Source organism: Pseudomonas sp. FSL R10-2964 (genome assembly GCF_009600035.1).
Taxonomy (GTDB): domain Bacteria; phylum Pseudomonadota; class Gammaproteobacteria; order Pseudomonadales; family Pseudomonadaceae; genus Aquipseudomonas; species Aquipseudomonas bubulae.
In genome coordinates, this window is the sequence record NZ_WIWH01000009.1 from 88,620 (window position 1) to 107,710 (window position 19,091).

Consider the following 19,091-nt stretch of genomic DNA (forward strand, 5'->3'; position numbering starts at 1 on the left):
AGTTCGCAAAAAAACCATGGTGCGCGAATCTCAAGCCAGGGGCAGGCATGGAATGGATACGGGATGTTAACGGGTATGGGAGCACGGCCAACGAACTGCCAAAGTGCGGTTGCGAAAAAATTATAAGACCCTATGATTAATCAATAACGTTATTCATTAATCATGATTGTAAGTTTTAAATGCAACAGAACTGAAAGTCTGTATCGAAGTGGCAAGACGCGCTTATGGTCAGACATTCTCAATGTCATTGAACGAAAATTAACCATGCTGGACGCTGCAAGCGTGCTGACAGATCTAGCGTCACCACCTGGCAACCGGCTCGAGGCTCTCAGCGGTACACGCAAGGGCCAGCACAGCATCCGCATCAACGCACAATGGCGAATCTGCTTCGTCTGGGGCGCCAATGGCCCTGAAGCAGTAGAAATAGTTGATTACCACTGAGGTCATCATGATCAAAAATGGCATGCGCCCGGTTCACCCGGGTGAAGTTCTCAAGGAAGAATACCTTGAGCCCCTGAGCCTCTCGTCTGCTGCTTTGGCCAGGGCGCTGGGGGTGTCCGCGCCGACGGTCAATGATATCGTGCTGCAGCGCCGTGGCGTCAGTGCCGATATGGCACTGCGCCTGTCAATTTGCCTGGCAACCACCCCGGAGTTCTGGCTTAACCTGCAAACCACTTACGACCTGCGCACGGCAGAAATCGACCGCGGTGCAGCGATTCGCGAACAGGTGCAACCCATTCACCACTGCGCCTGACTCACTGCTCCAGTGCTCGGGTCCCCAGATCCTCGGCAAAGCGCAACAAATAGCCATCGGGGTCGAGCACCAAAAAGTTGCACTCGCCAAACAGCACTTCATTGCTGCGGTACCAGCGTTCTTCCAGGGGTTTGCGCAGGGTGTGGCCAGCGGCTTGCAGGCGCTCGATCAGGCAATCGGCATCCGGGCATTTGATCGACAGGTTCATGCCCCGGCCGAACGGCTGCTCCAGCGGGCCGACCCGCCAGGAAGACTCTTCGAGGTCGTCCTGTTCCAGCATCAACTGGCTGCCATGGAATGACAGAAACGCAAAAAGATGCTCGGGCCGTTGGTACTCGATCTTGAAACCGAGCACTTCACAGTAAAAATGCAGACTGCGCGAAAGGTCCGAGACGATCATCTCGGGCACTAGCGGGTTCATCACCAGCATATAAAAACATCCTTGTTAATACAGGCGAATGCACCGCCTTTGAGCGTTATTCGCTCGGCGGCAACAGCCTTGCTTCCATTTCGGCCACTTTGGCCTCCAGGCTTTCGAGGCGAGCACGGGTGCGCGCCAAAACCACCATCTGGCTGTCGAACTCTTCGCGGCTCACCAGATCAAGCTTGCTGAAACCGCTTTGCAGCAAGGCTTTGAACTGGCTTTCGATTTCATTGCGCGGCAGCGCGGTTTCGCCACTGAACAAGCGGGAGGCGTGGCCGCCAAGGGCGTCGAGAAAATCTTTGGGCGCGAGCATGGATAAGGTCCTTAAAACTGATGGTGACGAGTGTATCACGGGGTGTAGGCCCCCATTGGCGGGGGCTTTCTGCACATTTTTCGCGCACCACCCCCGCAAGCTGCGCACCATCATCGAGCACAAATACCCCGAGAAATCAGGCCAAAAGCCATCAACTTCCTCTAAATCGCTGTAATTATTGATTTTTCCAGACATGGCAAGGTTTCTGCTAAGACCAACATGACTCATGCACTGATGCAGTAGCTGTGACGAAGGCAGTGCGGCAGGTGGTTCAAGGAGTGTTTTCGTCACCAGCGATTTACACACGTTGTACAGCCTGAAGAAGGCTGACGACGCGTTACAAAGCCAGACACTGCGCTTAGACTTGAGCCGGGTTTGTTTTCCTGGGGCAAGTCCACCAATTCGGGAGAAGTTTCATGAAGCTAGTCACCGCCATTATCAAGCCGTTCAAGTTGGATGACGTGCGCGAGTCGCTGTCTGAGATCGGCGTACAAGGCATTACCGTTACTGAGGTCAAAGGCTTCGGCCGTCAGAAGGGCCATACCGAGCTGTATCGCGGTGCGGAATATGTGGTCGATTTTCTGCCAAAGGTGAAGATTGATGTCGCCATTGACGACAAGGATCTTGATCGGGTTATCGAGGCGATCACCAAGGCTGCCAACACCGGCAAGATTGGTGACGGCAAGATTTTCGTAGTCAATCTGGAACAGGCTATTCGCATCCGTACCGGCGAAACCGATACCGACGCAATCTAAGCCGCCAAACCCAACGCCCCAGGAGAAAACACTATGACTCTGCGTAAAATCGCAGGGCTCGGAGCCCTGTTGTCCGTCGTAATGCCTGGCCTGGCCATGGCGGCAGACGGAGTGGCTGCTCCAGTCCTCAACTCCGGCGACACCGCCTGGATGCTGACTGCTACAGCCTTGGTGCTGTTTATGACCATTCCCGGCCTGGCGCTGTTCTACGGCGGCATGGTGCGCTCCAAAAACATTCTTTCCGTGATGATGCAGTGCTTCGCCATTACCGGTCTGATCAGCATTCTGTGGGTCATTTACGGCTACAGCATCACGTTCGACACCACGGGCATGGAGCAGGGCGTCACCAACTTCAATTCCTTTATCGGCGGGTTTGGCAAAGCATTCCTGGCGGGTGTAACGCCTGAAAGCCTGACCTCATCCACCGCGCTGTTCCCGGAAGCCGTGTTCATCACCTTCCAGATGACCTTCGCCATCATCACCCCGGCGCTGATCGTCGGTGCCTTTGCAGAGCGCATGAAATTTTCCGCCATGCTGATCTTCATGGGCGTGTGGTTCACCCTGGTGTATGCACCGATTGCGCACATGGTGTGGAGCGGCAACGGCGGCCTGCTGTGGGACTGGGGCGTACTCGACTTTGCGGGCGGCACTGTGGTGCATATCAACGCCGGTATCGCCGGCCTGGTAGCGTGCATCGTGCTCGGCAAGCGCAAAGGCTACCCAAGCACCCCGATGGCGCCACACAACCTGGGTTACACCCTGGTGGGCGCTGCCATGCTGTGGATCGGCTGGTTCGGCTTCAACGCAGGCTCTGCAGCGGCCGCCAACGGTACTGCCGGCATGGCCATGCTGGTGACCCAGATCGCCACCGCAGCCGCAGCCCTGGGCTGGATGTTTGCCGAGTGGATTACCCATGGCAAACCTAGCGCACTGGGCATCGCCTCGGGCGTGGTAGCAGGCCTGGTGGCAATCACCCCGGCTGCCGGCACCGTAGGCCCGATGGGCTCGGTGGTGATCGGCTTGTCGGCTGGCGTGATCTGCTTCTTCTGCGCCACCAGCCTCAAGCGCAAGCTGGGCTACGATGACTCGCTGGATGCGTTCGGTGTGCACGGTATCGGCGGTATCGTCGGTGCAATCCTCACCGGCGTGTTTGCAGCCCCGGCACTGGGCGGCTTCGGCACCGTGACCGACATCGCAGCGCAAGTCTGGATCCAGTTCAAGGGCGTAGCCTTCACTGTGGTCTACACCGCGATCGTCACCTTCATCATCCTCAAGGTACTGGATGCCGTGATGGGGCTGCGCGTGACAGAAGAGGAAGAGGCTGTGGGCCTCGACCTGGCTCAGCACAACGAGCGTGGTTACAACCTGTAAGGTTCCCTCTATAAAAAAACCCGGCGTGCCGGGTTTTTTTTTGCCGGTAATAAGGCGATATTCGGTGCTATGAAATGATTTCCCCTACAGGTTATTGGGGTTGCGAAGTTCTACGCTTGTTTATGCGACCCGTGCTTGCGACACAACTCGACTATTAGCCGCTTTGCTTTTTTCTTCAGCACGCTAGAATGCGCGCCGAGGGCAGAAAACAATGCTCGAGTACGACGAAGGCGAGGATGATCTCCCGACGCTTTCAAGGCCCGTGATCCGTGTGCTGGAGCATTCGGCACAGGGCGCCTGGCGAGGTGTTAATTCAGGCGGACGCCGTAATGATGGTGGTATTCGCCAAACCCTCTTCACCTTACAACGATGAAGAGGCGTAAGCCGCGGTTTGCCCAAGGCTACTTTTTCACCAGCGGTGGTCGACAGTCGCCACAGCTGGTCTATAACTAATCTGCTATACGTATGTCATGGGGTAGAACATGAGCGACGACGATCTGGAAAACGATGACCTCGAAGTAGGCGAAGACGACGATACCGAAGAGGGCCTGGAAACGGCCGCCGAGGATGTTGCTGACGACGATGGTGGCGATGATGCGCCGGCCCCTGCGGCCAAAGGCAAGTCAAAGGCCGCTGTGTCGGTTGATGACCTGCCGAGCGTAGAAGCCAAAAACAAGGAGCGTGATGCTCTGGCCCGCGCCATGGAAGAGTTTTTGTCCAAGGGCGGCAAGGTGCAGGAAGTTGAGGCCAATGTGGTGGCTGACCCGCCCAAAAAGCCTGACAACAAGTACGGCAGCCGTCCTATCTAAGGATAAGGACCGCTTGCATGCTTGAAGAAAAAACCCGCCGTCGCTGCGGGTTTTTTTGTGGGTGTTGGAAAACTTCACATCCCTGTGGCGCGGGCTTATCGTGATTGCAACATTCCGGTTTGTCTGGCGACCGCGGTGCCCGCATCGCGAGCAAGCCCGCTCCCACAGTTACAAGTGCTTCAACACCAGCGGCAACTCGCTCAAACAGCCAATTTCCGCATCGGGAGCCTTGTCCCCGTCCCAGTGCTTGCCGCCGGGGTTGAACCACACTGCACGCAGGCCTGCCAATTGCGCTCCGGCAATATCGTCACCGGGGTGATCGCCCACATGCACCGCCGCCCCTGCTGCCACGCCACCGCGCGCCAGCGCTTCGTGAAACAGGCGCGCGTCCGGTTTGGCAATGCCAATGTCTTCAGCACACAACACAAACTTGAAGTGATGGCCCAAACCTATTCTTCGCACATCGGCGTTACCGTTGGTCACCACACCCAGGGCGTAATCCCGTGCCAGCACCATCAGGGTCGGCTCGGCCTGGGGGAACACGTCCAGGGCGTGACGCGCCTCAATAAACACCTCAAAGGCATCATCGGCCAAAGACGCAGCGTTGGCGTAACCCGCACCGTGCAGCGCATGAAACAGAATGCGCCGACGCAGGGCACTGATCCGGTGCTTGAGCTGCGGCTCCTCGCTCAATACCCGCTCGCGAATCGCCTGGAAATGCCCGGCCTCAACAGCGCCCAATTTTGGTGCGTTATCCGTCAGCCAGTTACGCAACACGGCTTCAGCGCTGACGATCACCGGGGCGGTGTCCCACAGAGTGTCGTCGAGGTCGAAGGTAATCAGCTCAATCGTCATTCACTGTCCTTACTGCGTTTGGCCCTTGGATGGGCGCTGTCGTAGACCGATGCCAGATGCTGGAAATCCAGATGAGTATAAATTTGCGTGGTTTTGATGTCCGCATGCCCGAGCAACTCTTGCACGGCACGCAAGTCCTGGGAGGACTCCAGCAGATGGCTGGCAAATGAATGGCGCAGCATGTGCGGGTGCAGATTCTGTCCCAGCTCACGCTCACCGGCAGCCTTGACCCGCATTTGAATTGCCCTTGGCCCAAGGCGCGTACCACGCTGGCTGACGAATACGGCGTCGTCCTTGGGGTTGGCCAGCAACCGCACTGCCAGCCAGGCCTGAAGCGCCTCCCGGGCCTTCTTGCCGACGGGCAGCACGCGGGTCTTGCTGCCTTTGCCGAGCACTTCGACCAGCCCGTCAGCCAGATCCAGCTGTTCCAGATTTAGCCCGGTCAGCTCCGACAAGCGCAGGCCCGACGAGTAAAACAGCTCCAGAATGGCCTGATCGCGTTGGGCCAGAAAATCGTCCTCGACACCACCCTCCAGCAATTGCAGGGCGCGATCGGTATCCAGGGTCTTGGGCAGGCGACGTTCGCCTTTTGGCGGGGTCAGGCCGTTTGCCGGATCGTGGTCGCACAGGCCTTCTCGATTGAGGTAGTGATAAAGCCCGCGTACCGCCGACAGCAGACGGGCAATACTGCGCGAGGACTGCCCTTGCTGATGCAGACGCGACACCAGTTGGCGCATGCGCTGGATATCCAGTGCCGCCCAGCTGGGGATTGATTCCTTGGCGCAAAACGCCAGCACCTTGTTCAGGTCGCGGCGGTAGGCCTCAAGCGTATGCGGGGACACCTGGCGCTCACTGCGCAGGTGAATGCAGTAAGCGTCCAGTTGCCGTTCCATCTAGCGCACCGAGCGCAGCGCGTTGGTAAAGCGCGGCAGCACCCGGCCCAGCACTTCGGCGATATAGCCGAGGAACAGCGTGCCCACCGAGCTTTTGTAGTGCTGCGGATCGCGACTGGCAATCGCCAGTACACCGTGCAACCCCAGATGATTAAGGGCTACCACGGCCGTGGAACCGATTTGCTTGCGCTGCTCTTCGCCAAACAGGAAGTCCAGCTCGTGCTCGCGCAAGCTGCCGCTGACGGTCTTGCCTTCAGTCAACAAGCCACCCAGCGCCCGTTGCGCATCGGCGCTGCTGACCCAACGGCCGACCGGCATCGGGTTGTCACCAAACAGCACCAGGCTGACAAAGGGCACCTGGAAGTCCTGGCGCAGGCTGTCTTCGACGGCAATCACCAGCTCTTCGAGGCTGGTGGCGTCCATCAGGGCCAGGTTCAGGCGACGGGTTTTTTCGAACAGACGGTCGTTGTCACGGGCCACGTCCATCAGTTGCGACAAGCGATGACGCATCTCGATATTGCGACTGCGCAGCAGCTCCAGTTGACGTTCCACCAGCGAAATGGTGTCGCCACGCTGATGCGGAATGCGCAGCGACAGCAACAGCTCTTCGCGCTGGCTGAAGAAATCCGGATGCTCCTGCAGATACGCTGCAACCGTTGCGGCTTGCGAGTTATCCACAGGTACGTCGAGTGCTGCTGGCTGCGTCTTGTCGGTCATCGGTTGCGCTCGCTCATAAACGGACTTGTCCTTCGTAAACACGCATGGCCGGGCCGGTCATGATCACAGAGTGGCCAGGGCCTGCCCATTCGATGGACAACCGGCCGCCAGGCAGATCGAGGATCAGCGGTGAGTCCATCCAGCCCTGGCTGATGGCTGCCACGGCCGCTGCACAGGCACCGGTGCCGCAGGCCTGGGTTTCCCCGGCGCCGCGTTCCCAGACCCGCAGTTGCCCGCGCTGACGATCTATCACGTGCAGAAAACCGACATTGACCCGTGCGGGAAAGCGCGGATGGTGTTCAATTTTGGGGCCCAGTTCATGCACCGGTGCAGCGTTGATATCGTCTACGCGCAGCACCGCATGGGGGTTGCCCATCGAAACGGCAGCCAACTCGACGGTCTGGCCATCGACATCCAGCTCATAGCTCAACGCCTGGGCGTCGGCCACAAACGGGATATCTGCCGGAACCAGGCGCGGCGGCCCCATGTCGACGCTGATTTGCCCATCGCTGCGCACGTTCAGTTCGATAATGCCGCTCTTGGTTTCGACCTTGATCTGGCGCTTGGTGGTCAGGCGCTTGTCGAGCACGAAGCGCGCAAAGCAGCGCGCCCCGTTGCCGCATTGCTCCACTTCGGAACCGTCGGAGTTGAAGATCCGGTAACGGAAGTCCACCTCCGGGTTACTCGGTGCTTCAACGATCAATAGCTGATCAAAGCCGACACCCGTGTGCCTGTCACCCCATTGCTTGGCATGCTTGGGCAGGATGTGCGCGTGCTGGCTGACCAGGTCGAGAACCATGAAATCATTGCCCAGGCCGTGCATTTTGGTAAAACGCAGCAACATGGGTTTACTCCGGCAGCAGGCTTTCGCCAGCAAACAACTCGGCAACAGTCTCGCGACGACGCACTTCAAACGCCTGATCGCCATCCACCAGTACTTCGGCGGCGCGGCCACGGGTGTTGTAGTTCGAGCTCATGACAAAACCATAGGCACCGGCCGAATGCACGGCCAGCAAATCACCTTCGGCCAGCGCCAGCTGGCGGTCCTTGGCCAGGAAGTCACCGGTTTCGCAGATCGGGCCGACGATGTCGTAGGCGCGGGCTTCGCTGTCACGCGGGCGAACTGCAGTCACGTCCATCCAGGCCTGGTACAGGGCCGGGCGGATCAGATCGTTCATCGCCGCATCGACGATGGCGAAATCCTTGTGCTCGGTGTGCTTGAGGTACTCGACCTGAGTCAGCAGCACGCCAGCATTGGCCACGATGTAGCGACCCGGCTCGAACACCAGCGCCAGGTCACGCCCGTCGAGGCGCTCACGCACGGCCTTGATGTAATCACCGGCCAGTGGCGGCTCTTCATCGCGGTAACGCACGCCCAGGCCGCCACCGAGGTCGATATGGCGCAGGTAGATGCCGCAATCGCCCAGTCGGTCGATCAGTGCCAGCAGGCGGTCGAGAGCGTCGATGAACGGTTCGAGGCTGGTCAGTTGGGATCCGATATGGCAATCGACGCCGACCACTTCCAGGTTCGGCAATTGAGCGGCACGGATGTAGACATCTTCGGCGTCAGCAATGGCGATGCCGAACTTGTTTTCTTTCAGACCGGTGGAGATGTACGGGTGGGTTCCCGCATCGACGTCCGGGTTGACCCGCAGCGAAATCGGGGCGCGAACGCCCATTTCGGCGGCCACCACCTGCAAGCGCTCAAGCTCTTCGGTGGACTCGACGTTGAAGCAGTGCACGCCCACTTCCAGAGCGCGACGCATGTCATCGCGGGTTTTGCCGACACCGGAAAACACGATCTTGTCAGCCGTGCCGCCAGCGGCCAGAACACGCTCCAGCTCGCCACGGGACACGATGTCAAAACCGGCGCCCAGACGCGCCAGGACATTGAGCACGCCCAAGTTGGAGTTGGCCTTGACCGCGAAGCACACCAGGTGCGGCATGCCGTTCAGGGCATCGGCGAAAGCGTTGTACTGCGCCTCGATGTGTGCCCGGGAATAAACATACGTCGGCGTGCCAAAACGCTCGGCAATGGCCGTCAGCGCAACACCTTCGGCGAACAGCTCGCCGTCCCGGTAATTAAAAGCGTCCATGGTGTTCCCTTATTGGTGCTTGTGCGATTGCGATTGCGACGACTTCGCTTGGTCTTCAGGGGATTTGCTGTCATCGGGAAGATACAGCGGTCCTTTTTGACCACAGGCAGAAACAAGGCAGGCGACCGCGACGAGCGCAGCAATAGAAGAGATCAGGCGCTTCATGGCGAAATCCTTTGAAAAGCATTAATTGCGCCCGAGTATACCGAGCACCCACCAGCTTGCCTATGCAGCAGAGCGGCCGAGCGTTACGTCCTGTGTGGATGATCAGTGGTCGCGGGCAGATGGCTGTTATGGGGTTTGCAATCGGCCTGGAGCGCCCGTATCTTGCGAGCTCCGAGCATGACTAGATATTACGAGGTTCCACCATGAGTTTGACTGAAGCCCGTTTTCACGATCTGGTCGATGCCACCCAGGAAAATCTGGAAGACATCTTTGATGACTCTGATCTGGATGTAGATGTAGAGAATTCCGCCGGCATCCTGACAATCAAGTTCGAGAATGGCAAAGCCCTGATCTTCAGCCGTCAGGCGCCGCTGCTGCAGCTCTGGCTGGCGGCCCCCAGCGGCGGTTTTCACTTCGACTACGATGAAAAACGCAGTTCGTGGAAGTGCGATAAAAGCGACGAGCTGCTCAGCGAAATGGTTCAGCGCCTGACACTGGAACACGCAGGCGCCGAGCTGGAATTTGAAGAGATCTGACAGTGACCGCTTCTGCTAAACCTGCAAAACCGCTCTACAGTAACGTCAGTCCGGCAGTGCCGTCCCCCTGCATCAGCACCTGCCGGCTGGATGAGCACAAAGTCTGCCTGGGCTGTTTTCGCCACGTTGAAGATATTCGCGAGTGGCGCTCGGCAGACGACCAGCGGCGCCGGGTGATTTGTGAACAGGCCCAATTGCGGCAGCGGCTCCCGTAGCAGCTGCCGCAGGCTGCGTTCGATTGCGTAGCAATCGCAAAACCTGAGCCCTTTGTTCAACTGACACACCGCAGAGCCTGACTTTACGACGACTGCGTCGCCGAACGCAGCCTGCGGCAGCTGCTACGAATAATCGTCGTACGCAATCAGGGGGCAGTGTCCCCCCTGCTTGTGTATTTATTTTGCTGTGGTAGTGTCCGGGTTCGCCTCGCACTAACGAGGTTCGTCAAAACCCCGCCATATTCCGGCGGGGTTTTGCTTTTTCGTGCAGAAAAAAGGAGTCTGCCAGGTCATGAGCACACCAACCCCACTCATCCTCACCCGCCTGGACGTACAGCGTCTGGAGCAATTGATCGACAGCTTGCCAGAAACGACTCCTGGCATTGAGGCACTGCAAGCCGAGCTCGATCGCGCCGAAACCATCGTTGGCCACGAAGAAGTGCCTGCCGGCGTCGTGACCATGAATTCCCGTGTGCATTGTCGCGAAGAAAGCAGTGGCAAGGACTACCGCCTGACGCTGGTATACCCAAAAGACGCCAACGCCGACGAAGGCAAGATTTCGATTCTGGCCCCTGTGGGCAGCGCGTTGCTGGGGCTGCAAGTTGGCCAGCACATCAACTGGCCTGCTCCGGGTGGCAAGACCCTCAAGCTGGAACTGCTTGAAGTGGAATACCAGCCAAAAGCAGCAAGCGATTTCAGCGCTTAAGACCTTCCGGATCAGTCATGTCACAGCGCAGGCGTTTGCTCGTCACGGGCAAACTGACGCAAAGACCGGTAGCTGACGCTCAGCTCCCGGGCCAGGGCCCGACGCTCATGACTGACCTGCTGCGCCTGCCATTGCGAGCGATTGTCGAGCATTGCCAGGTGCTGCTCATCCCAGCCCCATTCGCGGGTCAGGCGCTTGAGTAACCGCCGCTGCCACAACATGCCTGCCTCGCCATTGCTCAACTCGTGGCCGACCTTCAGGTAGAGGCTGCGGCGAACCAGTTCCAGTCGCTGCAACTCACCCCGGCCCTCCAGGTAACGCTCAATACGTCGGTAAACCACCACGTAGGGGTCCATCTCATCCAGGTCCAGTTGATTGGCGTACACCCTCTGTTTGAACCCCAGGCTCAGGCAGCTCACCTGCGGGTGCTCGCTGGCGTACACCTCAATCAGCAGCAGCTTGAGCAGCGACTTGTAGGGCGCCTCAATGCCCTTGAGCAATTGCCACAGCCCGGCGCCCAGAAACTCGCCGGGGGCAATATGGGCCAGGTGGCCAAGATCAATGGTTTCGTCACGGTCGATTACCCCTGTTTCCAGTAGCCCACAGGCGAATTCAGCGTACCGCGCTTCCTCATGCACCGGCACCCACCACCACATCGGTGTGCGCCCGGCGAGCCAGATGGCGGTGCGATAAAACTCATCGAGCAACAACCTCTGTCGTGGCTCGTCGCCCTCGTCGTTGCGCAATTGTGCATCGATCAAAAAGAAGTGTGCTTCACAGCCCTGGCTCGTCGCCCAGGCTTCCAGGCGTCGGCATTTTTTGCGTAAGGCCGACACGGCGGCATCATTCAAGTCCGGAGCGAGGCAAACCCACACGTCCATATCGCTTTGCGCGGTCTGGGCCAATGTGCCGAGGCTGCCCATCAAAAAAAGCCCATGGATCGGTTGTGACTGGCAAGCGTTGCCCATGCTGCAAGAAAAGTCGTGAACCAGATGTCGGGCAGAGGCGAGGGCGAGTGCGTCAGGTTTATAACCCGACACCCCGGCGGGAGTGCAGTCAGACACATAACCGGGCAAGAGCGGGTGATTGATATGAAAGAGCAGCGCCAACAGGTTCAGTAGCGCTTGTTGACGAGGGGCCAGCCCCTCTACCGCTCGGGCCAGGCGACCCTGATTGACGCGCAAAAAGCGCCCACGCAACTGCTGGAGAACCTGTCGCTCAGTTCTCTGGTTCAGTGCGGGCGGAGATAAGTGTGCCCGCGGAATCATTAATCGTTCAGATCCCGAGGGCGGGGCGTGGCGTCAGGCAACTTCTTTGGATTCAACAAGAATCGACAGCAGTACTTGGACACTTTCGGCAGCATCACGTCCCAGGCTTGTCAGATAGCCACCATCGGGTTGATCGATCAGTTTTTTCTCGAACAGGCGCTGCGCCGCGGCGACTTTTTCTGGCGCGGCATGTTGATGAATCTTCAGGCCCTCAAGGGTACTTTCCAAGTCAAACAGTGCAAGGACTTCCAGTTCGGCAACCAACTCAGGGGTAAACGACATAAAGACTCCAGACTATGCAGGAAAAGACGACAGCCGCTCTAAGGTGATCCCACTTGTGCTGACTGTCCAGCAACAGTTCCCACCTTTGCAAAACATCCTGTCGTTATAAGGCAGTTGGAGTGTAGTCGCGTCCCACTTTGCCGCTGGGAAATTCGTAGCAGCTGCCGAAGGAACGAGGCTGCGTCCGGCCGCGCCGCGGTCGTAAAACCGAACCCTGGGCTGTGTCAGAAAAACATCGCGCGCAGTATTTACGGTCGCTTCGCAACCGGACGCAGCCCTCGGCAGCTGCTACACATGGTGCTCAAGCGCCTATTTTGAGCTTTCAGTTATATAAACATTCTTAAATAGTATTTTTAAGAATATCTACACCTCACTACTATTGCCCCTACGCCAGCAACCCTGTCGGCACCCCATTTTTCAGGAGCAGCACCATGAGCGCATCTCTGCGTAGCGTTGACGGCCAGGACGAAGCAACCATCCTGCGGGAAATCCAGAGCGCGCTGCGAGACCTGCGCTTTGGTGCTGTGGAAATCACTGTGCATAACGCGCAAGTGGTGCAGATCGAACGCAAAGAGAAATTCCGCCTGCAAAACCCGAGTCAGAAAAACGCCTGAATCGTTCAAGCGCATTCACCTGAGTGCGCTCAATAAAAATTAAAAAATGCTTTGGAGCCTCACCTATGTCCCTACGCCGTTACGCTTTGGCCGCGCTGGCCAGTGCCATTTTTGCTGGCTCCGCTGTAGCCAAAGATTACGAGTTGTTGAACGTTTCCTACGATCCAACCCGCGAGCTGTACCAGGATTACAACACTGAGTTCACCCAGTTCTGGAAAGCCAGCCACCCGGGTGACAACGTCAAAATCCAGCAATCCCACGGCGGCTCGGGCAAACAGGCCCGCGGCGTGGTCGACGGCCTGCGCGCTGACGTGGTAACCCTGGCCCTGGCCGGTGACATCGACGAAATCGCCAGGCTGAACAAGGGCTCGCTGCCGGAAAACTGGCAAACCCGCCTGCCGGACGCCAGCACCCCGTACACCTCGACCATCGTGTTCCTGGTGCGCAAGGGCAACCCTAAAGGCATCAAGGACTGGGGCGACCTGACCAAGGACGGCGTATCGGTCATTACCCCGAATCCTAAAACCAGCGGCGGCGCGCGCTGGAACTTCCTTGCAGCCTACGCTTACGGCCTGAAAGCCAACGGCGGCAACGAAGAAAAAGCCAAAGAATATGTAAAAACCCTGTTCAAACACGTGCCAGTGCTGGACACCGGTGCACGCGGTTCGACCATCACCTTCGTCAACAACGGTCAGGGTGATGTGTTGCTGGCCTGGGAAAACGAAGCATTCCTGGCACTCAAGGAGGATGGCGGTACCGATAAATTCGACATCGTCGTACCTTCCCTGTCGATCCTGGCTGAGCCGCCAGTGGCTGTAGTCGACAAAAACGCCGATAAAAAGGGCAATGCCGAAATCGCCAAAGCCTACCTCGAACACCTGTACAGCCCGGCCGGCCAGGAAATTGCTGCAAAAAATTTCTACCGCCCGCGTGACGCAGCAATCGCTGCCAAGTACGCACAGCAGTTTCCGAAACTGGAACTTGTGACTATCGACAAAGACTTCGGTGGCTGGAAAACTGCGCAGCCGAAATTTTTCAATGACGGTGGTGTGTTCGACCAGATCTACCAGGCGCAGTAACCTGTGGGGTGGGGCCTTTGGCCTCGCTGAAAGCTAGAACATAGAGCCCGCGACCGAGTTGCGGGCTTCGTGCGTTAACCAAGGACTCTTATGTCTCGTCGTATCTCCCCCGTCATACCCGGCTTCGGGCTGACACTGGGCTACACCTTGGTGTACCTCAGTCTGATTGTGCTGATCCCGCTGGCTGCGATGTTCGTGCATGCCGCCCAACTGACCTGGGACCAGTTCTGGGCCATTATCACTGCCCCCCGGGTGCTGGCCGCCCTGCAACTGAGCTTTGGCACCGCCTTTGTCGCCGCCATTATCAACGGCGTGATCGGCACCGTGCTGGCCTGGGTGCTGGTGCGCTATACCTTCCCCGGACGCAAGGTCATCGATGCCATGATCGACCTGCCGTTTGCCCTGCCGACTGCCGTGGCCGGTATCGCTCTGACAGCCCTGTACGCCCCCAACGGCTGGATCGGCCAGTTCGCCAACGACCTGGGTTTCAAGATTGCCTACACCCCGATGGGCATCACCCTGGCACTGACGTTCGTCACGCTGCCGTTTGTGGTGCGCACCGTGCAGCCAGTGCTGGCCGATATCCCCCGTGAAATCGAAGAAGCCGCTGCCTGCCTGGGCGCCAAGCCCCTGCAAGTGTTCCGCTACATCCTGGTGCCAGCCTTGCTGCCCGCCTGGTTGACCGGTTTTGCCCTGGCCTTTGCCCGCGGTGTGGGCGAGTACGGCTCGGTGATTTTTATCGCGGGTAACATGCCGTTCAAAACCGAAATACTGCCGCTGCTGATCATGGTCAAGCTGGACCAGTACGACTACACCGGCGCCACGGCCATTGGCGTGATGATGCTGGTGGTTTCCTTCATTTTGCTGCTGATCATCAATTTGATTCAGCGTCGCATCGAAAAACCGTGAAGGAGGCCTGACCATGTCCAGCTCAACACAGAGCGCTTCATCCGTGGCCAATGCCGCCCGCCGTGGCAGCCCGCTGTCGCGGCGCCTGCTGATCGGCTTCGGCTGGTTGTTTTTCACCCTGTTCCTGCTGCTGCCGCTGCTGATCGTGGTGTCCCAGGGTTTGAAAATGGGGGTCGGTACTTTTTTCGACGCCATCCTCGAACCCGACGCCCTGTCGGCCCTCAAGCTGACCATTATCGCCGTGGTGATTTCGGTGCCACTGAACGTGGTCTTCGGCGTCAGCGCGGCCTGGTGCGTGAGCAAGTACAGCTTTCGCGGCAAGAGCATCCTGGTCACCCTGATCGACCTGCCGTTTTCAGTCTCACCGGTGATCGCCGGTCTGGTCTACGTGCTGATGTTTGGCGCGCAGGGCTTTCTCGGTCCGTGGTTGCAGGACCACGACATCCAGATCGTATTCGCCTTGCCGGGTATCGTGCTGGCCACCATCTTCGTGACCGTGCCCTTTGTGGCCCGGGAACTGATCCCGCTGATGCAGGAGCAGGGCACTCAGGAAGAGGAGGCCGCACGCCTGCTGGGCGCCAACGGCTGGCAAATGTTCTGGCACGTGACCGTACCCAATATCAAATGGGGCCTGATCTACGGCGTGGTGCTGTGTACTGCGCGGGCGATGGGTGAGTTCGGTGCGGTGTCGGTGGTTTCCGGGCACATTCGCGGGGTGACCAACACCCTGCCGCTGCACGTCGAGATTCTCTACAACGAATACAACCACGTTGCCGCCTTCGCCGTGGCCACCCTGTTGCTGATCCTGGCGCTCTTCATCCTGCTGCTCAAGCAGTGGAGCGAATCCCGTATTAACCGCCTGCGCGCCAGCGCCGCGGAGGAATAAACCATGTCGATCGAAGTCCGTAACGTCAGCAAGAATTTCAATGCCTTCAAGGCCCTGAACAGCATCAATCTGGACATTCATAGCGGTGAGCTGGTGGCCCTGCTCGGCCCGTCGGGCTGCGGCAAGACCACTTTGCTGCGCATTATCGCCGGCCTCGAAACCCCGGACGAAGGCAACATCGTGTTCCACGGTGAAGACGTCTCTGGGCACGATGTGCGTGATCGCAACGTCGGTTTTGTGTTCCAGCATTACGCCCTGTTCCGCCATATGACGGTGTTCGATAACGTGGCTTTCGGCCTGCGCATGAAGCCGAAAAAGGAACGCCCGAGCGAAACCCGCATCGCTGAAAAAGTCCACGAGTTGCTGAACATGGTGCAGCTGGACTGGCTGTCGGATCGCTACCCTGAGCAGCTGTCAGGCGGTCAGCGTCAGCGTATCGCCCTGGCCCGTGCCCTGGCGGTAGAACCCAAGGTACTGCTGCTGGACGAACCGTTTGGTGCGTTGGACGCCAAGGTGCGCAAAGAACTGCGCCGCTGGCTGGCGCGCCTGCACGAAGATATCAACCTGACCTCCGTGTTCGTGACCCATGACCAGGAAGAAGCGATGGAAGTCGCCGACCGTATCGTGGTGATGAACAAGGGTGTAATCGAGCAGATCGGCTCACCGGGCGAAGTCTATGAAAACCCGGCCAGCGACTTTGTGTATCACTTCCTGGGTGACTCCAACCGCCTGCATATCGGTGAGGACCAGCATGTGCTGTTCCGTCCGCATGAAGTGTCACTGTCGCGTCACGAGATCGAAGACCATCATGCTGCAGAGGTGCGTGACATTCGCCCATTGGGTGCAACCACCCGGGTGACATTGAAGGTTGAAGGGCAGAGCGAGTTGATCGAAGTGGAAGTGGTCAAGGACCATGACAGCCTGACCGATCTGGCGCGGGGCGAGACGTTGTTCTTCAAGCCCAAGGTGTGGCAGAAGGCTTAAAAGCACGAGCGCCCTCACCCCAACCCTCTCCCGGAGGGAGAGGGGGCTTGATCTATGGCGTTGCGTGAATCTGCTTTTGACTTCAGCCCCCTCTCCCTCCGGGAGAGGGTGAGGGGCTGTTGATCTTCAGGGCTTTTTCAGTTTCGGATTAGGAAAAAACTGCACCGCCTGCACCTTGGGATCCGGTGCTTTTTTCAGCGCTGACGTATTGACCCGCGTACCCAACTCCTTGGGCACCGACAAACCCTGTTCATTCAACGTATCCGAATAACCGCAGGCCACGCATTCGCGGTGCGGCACTTCGTCTTCGTTCCACATCATCAACTTGTCAGGTTCGCTGCACGCCGGGCAGACAGCCCCGGCGATAAAGCGTTTTTTGCTCACGTTCACCGGTGCATCACTCATGCTGCCGAGTCCTCGGTCAGGCCGCTGTGACGCAACAGGGCGTCAATCGACGGCTCACGGCCACGGAAGTCCTTGAACAGCTCCATCGGGGCCTTCGAGCCGCCGCGGGCCAGGATCGCCTGGCGGAACGCTTTGCCGGTGTGCGGGTTGAACACGCCTTCTTCTTCAAAACGCGAGAACGCATCGGCCGACAGCACTTCTGCCCACTTGTAGCTGTAGTAACCCGCGGCGTAACCGCCGGCGAAAATATGCGCAAAGCTGTTCGGGAAGCGATTGTAGGCAGGCGGACGCATCACCGAAACTTCGTCGCGGATGCCGTCAAGCACCTGCGCAACGCTGCGACCGTCACCGTGGGTGGCGTGCAGTTCGAAGTCAAACAACGAGAACTCCAGCTGACGAATCATCATCAGCCCGGACTGGAAGTTCTTGGCTGCGAGCATTTTATCCAGCAGGTCTTTTGGCAGTGCTTCGCCGGTTTCGTAGTGGCTGGAAATCAGCGCCAGGCCTTCAGGTTCCCAGCACCAGTTCTCCATGAACTGGCTCGGCAGCTCGACCGCATCCCAGGCTACGCCGTTGATGCCCGACACACCCGCGTGTTCGATCTCGGTCAGCATATGGTGCAAGCCGTGGCCGAATTCGTGGAACAGGGTGGTCACTTCGTCGTGGGTCAGCAGTGCAGGCTTGCCCGCAACGGCTGGAGTGAAGTTGCACACCAGGTTGGCCACCGGGCTTTGCAGCTTGCCGGCTGCGGTGCGGCGACGGTCGCGAGCACCGTCCATCCAGGCACCGCCACGCTTGTTGGCGCGGGCATAGAGGTCGAAGAAGAAGCGCCCGACGTGCTGGCCGTTTTCCTTGATTTCGAACAGGCGAACATCCGGGTGCCAGGTATCGAAACCTTTGATTTCGGCAATTTCGATGCCGTACAGGCGCTGGACAATGGCGAACAGCCCGCCCAGTACCTTGTCGATCGGGAAGTAGGCGCGCAGGGCTTCTTGCGACACGCTGTAGCGCTGCTCACGCAGTTTTTCGCCAAAGAAGCCGGTGTCCCAGCTTTTCAGCTCAGGGGTACCTTGCTCGCTGGCGTAGGCTTGCAGTTGCTCAAGGTCGCGGGCAGCGAACGGCTTGCTGCGCTTGGCCAGGTCACGCAGGAAGGTCAGCACCTGATCCGGTGTCTCGGCCATTTTGGTGGCCAGGCTCAGCTCGGCGAAGCTGGCAAAACCCAGCAGCTTGGCCAGCTCCTGACGCAGGTCGAGAATTTCTTCCATTACCGGGCCGTTGTCGAACTTGCCGGCATTCGGGCCCTGGTCCGAGGCGCGGGTGCAGTAAGCCGCGTAGACTTCTTCGCGCAGGGCGCGGTCTTCGGCGTAGGTCATCACCGGGAAGTAGCTGGGGAACTCGAGGCTGATCAGCCAGCCGTCCAAGCCCTTGGCCTGTGCGGCAGCCGCCATTTGCGCCTTGGCCGAGTCGGTCAGGCCCGCCAGTGCTGTTTCGTCGGTGATGTGCTTGGTCCAGGCCTGGGTGGCGTCCAGCAACTGGTTGGAGAACTTGCTGCCCAACTCGGAAAGCTTGCTTTGTACCTCGGCGTAACGCTTTTGCTCGGCCTCCGGCAGGTCGATACCCGACAGGCGGAAGTCGCGCAGCGAATGCTCAAGAATGGTTTTCTGGGCCTGGTCGAAGTCGCCGACTTGCGGGCTGTGGGCCAGGGCTTCAAAGGCCTGGAACAGTTCACGGTTCTGGCCCATCTCGGTGGAGTAAGCGCTCAATGCCGGCAGGCAGGCCTCATAGGCTTCACGCAGCTCTGCGCTGTTGCACACCGCGTTAAGGTGGCTGACCGGGCTCCAGGCCGCGCCCAGCCGGTCGTTCAACTCATCCATCGCCAATACCAGGCCTGCCCATGTCGGGTTCTGGCCCTGATCCTTGAGGATGGCTTGAATGCCGGCACGGTTGTCGGCGAGGATCTGCTCGATGGCCGGCTGTACGTGCTCAGGACGGATCGCCGAGAACGGCGGCAGGTCATAGGGCTGCAATAGAGGGTTGTTCTCGCTCACGTTTGGC

Annotated in this window: 24 protein-coding genes and 1 pseudogene; 13 read left to right on the forward strand and 12 right to left on the reverse strand. The window is 58.8% G+C overall.

Going from position 1 to position 19,091, the window contains the following annotated elements:
• The first annotated feature begins 162 nt into the window (after window positions 1-162).
• Together GHN92_RS07280 and GHN92_RS07285 are read left to right on the forward strand one after the other, a co-directional pair.
• Entirely contained in the window at window positions 163-441 is a 279-nt protein-coding gene (locus GHN92_RS07280) for a type II toxin-antitoxin system RelE/ParE family toxin (RefSeq protein WP_153379779.1), read from the forward strand.
• 7 nt (window positions 442-448) lie between these two features.
• Window positions 449-754 (forward strand): HigA family addiction module antitoxin, encoded by a 306-nt coding sequence (locus GHN92_RS07285; RefSeq protein ID WP_094999741.1) that lies wholly within the window; start codon window positions 449-451, stop codon window positions 752-754.
• A gap of 1 nt (window position 755) precedes the next feature.
• Here the strand turns inward: GHN92_RS07285 and GHN92_RS07290 are convergent, their stop codons facing one another.
• Both GHN92_RS07290 and GHN92_RS07295 read right to left on the reverse strand, forming a co-directional pair.
• On the reverse strand, window positions 756-1,184 hold the full coding sequence (locus tag GHN92_RS07290) for a VOC family protein (protein WP_095017856.1): 429 nt from the start codon (window positions 1,182-1,184) through the stop codon (window positions 756-758).
• Between the two features lie 46 nt (window positions 1,185-1,230).
• On the reverse strand, window positions 1,231-1,491 hold the full coding sequence (locus GHN92_RS07295) for an accessory factor UbiK family protein (protein WP_094999743.1): 261 nt from the start codon (window positions 1,489-1,491) through the stop codon (window positions 1,231-1,233).
• Between the two features lie 416 nt (window positions 1,492-1,907).
• On the opposite strand from GHN92_RS07295, the gene glnK reads away from it, so the two are divergent.
• From glnK to sutA, 3 genes are all read left to right on the forward strand, one after another.
• Window positions 1,908-2,246 carry a P-II family nitrogen regulator gene (glnK, locus tag GHN92_RS07300; RefSeq protein ID WP_002555808.1) on the forward strand — a complete coding sequence of 113 codons (339 nt, stop codon included), beginning with the start codon at window positions 1,908-1,910 and terminating at the stop codon, window positions 2,244-2,246.
• Between the two features lie 33 nt (window positions 2,247-2,279).
• The gene (locus GHN92_RS07305) at window positions 2,280-3,617 is read left to right on the forward strand and encodes an ammonium transporter (protein WP_094999744.1); all 1,338 of its coding nucleotides are present in this window, start codon (window positions 2,280-2,282) and stop codon (window positions 3,615-3,617) included.
• Between the two features lie 482 nt (window positions 3,618-4,099).
• Entirely contained in the window at window positions 4,100-4,426 is a 327-nt protein-coding gene (sutA, locus tag GHN92_RS07310; RefSeq protein WP_094999745.1) for a transcriptional regulator SutA, read from the forward strand.
• Window positions 4,427-4,594: 168 nt separating this feature from the next.
• On the opposite strand, the gene GHN92_RS07315 is transcribed toward sutA, so the two are convergent.
• From GHN92_RS07315 to GHN92_RS07340, 6 genes are read right to left on the reverse strand one after another with little or no spacing between them, the layout of a single operon-like run.
• Window positions 4,595-5,281: an HAD family hydrolase gene (locus GHN92_RS07315; protein ID WP_094999746.1), complete on the reverse strand. Its 687-nt coding sequence runs from the start codon at window positions 5,279-5,281 to the stop codon at window positions 4,595-4,597.
• Window positions 5,278-6,174, reverse strand: a complete 897-nt coding sequence (xerC, locus tag GHN92_RS07320) for a tyrosine recombinase XerC (RefSeq protein ID WP_153379781.1) — start codon at window positions 6,172-6,174, stop codon at window positions 5,278-5,280. Before xerC ends, GHN92_RS07315 begins: the two co-directional genes overlap by 4 nt.
• Window positions 6,175-6,891, reverse strand: a complete 717-nt coding sequence (locus GHN92_RS07325; protein ID WP_094999748.1) for a DUF484 family protein — start codon at window positions 6,889-6,891, stop codon at window positions 6,175-6,177.
• Window positions 6,892-6,904: 13 nt separating this feature from the next.
• Complete coding sequence (gene dapF / locus GHN92_RS07330; protein ID WP_094999749.1) at window positions 6,905-7,735, reverse strand: diaminopimelate epimerase; 831 nt, start codon at window positions 7,733-7,735, stop codon at window positions 6,905-6,907.
• Between the two features lie 4 nt (window positions 7,736-7,739).
• Complete coding sequence (gene lysA, locus GHN92_RS07335) at window positions 7,740-8,987, reverse strand: diaminopimelate decarboxylase (RefSeq protein WP_153379783.1); 1,248 nt, start codon at window positions 8,985-8,987, stop codon at window positions 7,740-7,742.
• A 9-nt stretch (window positions 8,988-8,996) separates the two neighbouring features.
• Window positions 8,997-9,152, reverse strand: coding sequence for a lipoprotein (locus GHN92_RS07340; RefSeq protein WP_019828266.1), 156 nt, complete (start codon window positions 9,150-9,152; stop codon window positions 8,997-8,999).
• A gap of 203 nt (window positions 9,153-9,355) precedes the next feature.
• On the opposite strand from GHN92_RS07340, the gene cyaY reads away from it, so the two are divergent.
• The 3 genes from cyaY (at window position 9,356) to rnk (ending at window position 10,609) form a co-directional block, all read left to right on the forward strand.
• Window positions 9,356-9,688 (forward strand): iron donor protein CyaY, encoded by a 333-nt coding sequence (gene cyaY, locus GHN92_RS07345; protein WP_094999751.1) that lies wholly within the window; start codon window positions 9,356-9,358, stop codon window positions 9,686-9,688.
• Entirely contained in the window at window positions 9,685-9,903 is a 219-nt protein-coding gene (locus GHN92_RS07350) for a DUF1289 domain-containing protein (protein WP_153326713.1), read from the forward strand. The genes cyaY and GHN92_RS07350 overlap by 4 nt, the downstream gene beginning before the upstream one ends.
• 292 nt (window positions 9,904-10,195) lie before the next feature.
• Complete coding sequence (rnk, locus tag GHN92_RS07355; RefSeq protein WP_019828269.1) at window positions 10,196-10,609, forward strand: nucleoside diphosphate kinase regulator; 414 nt, start codon at window positions 10,196-10,198, stop codon at window positions 10,607-10,609.
• A gap of 23 nt (window positions 10,610-10,632) precedes the next feature.
• Here rnk and GHN92_RS07360 read toward each other — a convergent pair.
• Together GHN92_RS07360 and GHN92_RS07365 are read right to left on the reverse strand one after the other, a co-directional pair.
• Window positions 10,633-11,874 (reverse strand): annotated as a pseudogene (locus GHN92_RS07360) (class I adenylate cyclase); the annotation flags it as partial.
• Window positions 11,875-11,910: 36 nt separating this feature from the next.
• Window positions 11,911-12,159, reverse strand: a complete 249-nt coding sequence (locus tag GHN92_RS07365; RefSeq protein WP_094999754.1) for a TIGR02647 family protein — start codon at window positions 12,157-12,159, stop codon at window positions 11,911-11,913.
• Between the two features lie 431 nt (window positions 12,160-12,590).
• Between GHN92_RS07365 and oscA the strand changes: the two genes are divergently transcribed.
• The 5 genes from oscA to GHN92_RS07390 all read left to right on the forward strand — a co-directional run bounded on the left by oscA (window position 12,591) and on the right by GHN92_RS07390 (window position 16,631).
• Window positions 12,591-12,773: a sulfur starvation response protein OscA gene (gene oscA, locus GHN92_RS07370; protein WP_016782652.1), complete on the forward strand. Its 183-nt coding sequence runs from the start codon at window positions 12,591-12,593 to the stop codon at window positions 12,771-12,773.
• 65 nt (window positions 12,774-12,838) lie between these two features.
• On the forward strand, window positions 12,839-13,852 hold the full coding sequence (locus GHN92_RS07375; RefSeq protein ID WP_095017852.1) for a sulfate ABC transporter substrate-binding protein: 1,014 nt from the start codon (window positions 12,839-12,841) through the stop codon (window positions 13,850-13,852).
• Window positions 13,853-13,942: 90 nt separating this feature from the next.
• Window positions 13,943-14,761 carry a sulfate ABC transporter permease subunit CysT gene (cysT, locus tag GHN92_RS07380; protein ID WP_095017851.1) on the forward strand — a complete coding sequence of 273 codons (819 nt, stop codon included), beginning with the start codon at window positions 13,943-13,945 and terminating at the stop codon, window positions 14,759-14,761.
• A 13-nt stretch (window positions 14,762-14,774) separates the two neighbouring features.
• The gene (gene cysW, locus GHN92_RS07385; RefSeq protein WP_094999757.1) at window positions 14,775-15,647 is read left to right on the forward strand and encodes a sulfate ABC transporter permease subunit CysW; all 873 of its coding nucleotides are present in this window, start codon (window positions 14,775-14,777) and stop codon (window positions 15,645-15,647) included.
• Window positions 15,648-15,650: 3 nt separating this feature from the next.
• On the forward strand, window positions 15,651-16,631 hold the full coding sequence (locus GHN92_RS07390) for a sulfate/molybdate ABC transporter ATP-binding protein (RefSeq protein WP_094999758.1): 981 nt from the start codon (window positions 15,651-15,653) through the stop codon (window positions 16,629-16,631).
• 126 nt (window positions 16,632-16,757) lie between these two features.
• Here the strand turns inward: GHN92_RS07390 and GHN92_RS07395 are convergent, their stop codons facing one another.
• Together GHN92_RS07395 and prlC are read right to left on the reverse strand one after the other, a co-directional pair.
• On the reverse strand, window positions 16,758-17,036 hold the full coding sequence (locus GHN92_RS07395; RefSeq protein ID WP_094999759.1) for a YheV family putative zinc ribbon protein: 279 nt from the start codon (window positions 17,034-17,036) through the stop codon (window positions 16,758-16,760).
• Window positions 17,033-19,084: an oligopeptidase A gene (gene prlC, locus GHN92_RS07400; protein ID WP_094999976.1), complete on the reverse strand. Its 2,052-nt coding sequence runs from the start codon at window positions 19,082-19,084 to the stop codon at window positions 17,033-17,035. The genes GHN92_RS07395 and prlC overlap by 4 nt, the downstream gene beginning before the upstream one ends.
• Window positions 19,085-19,091 lie beyond the last annotated feature (7 nt).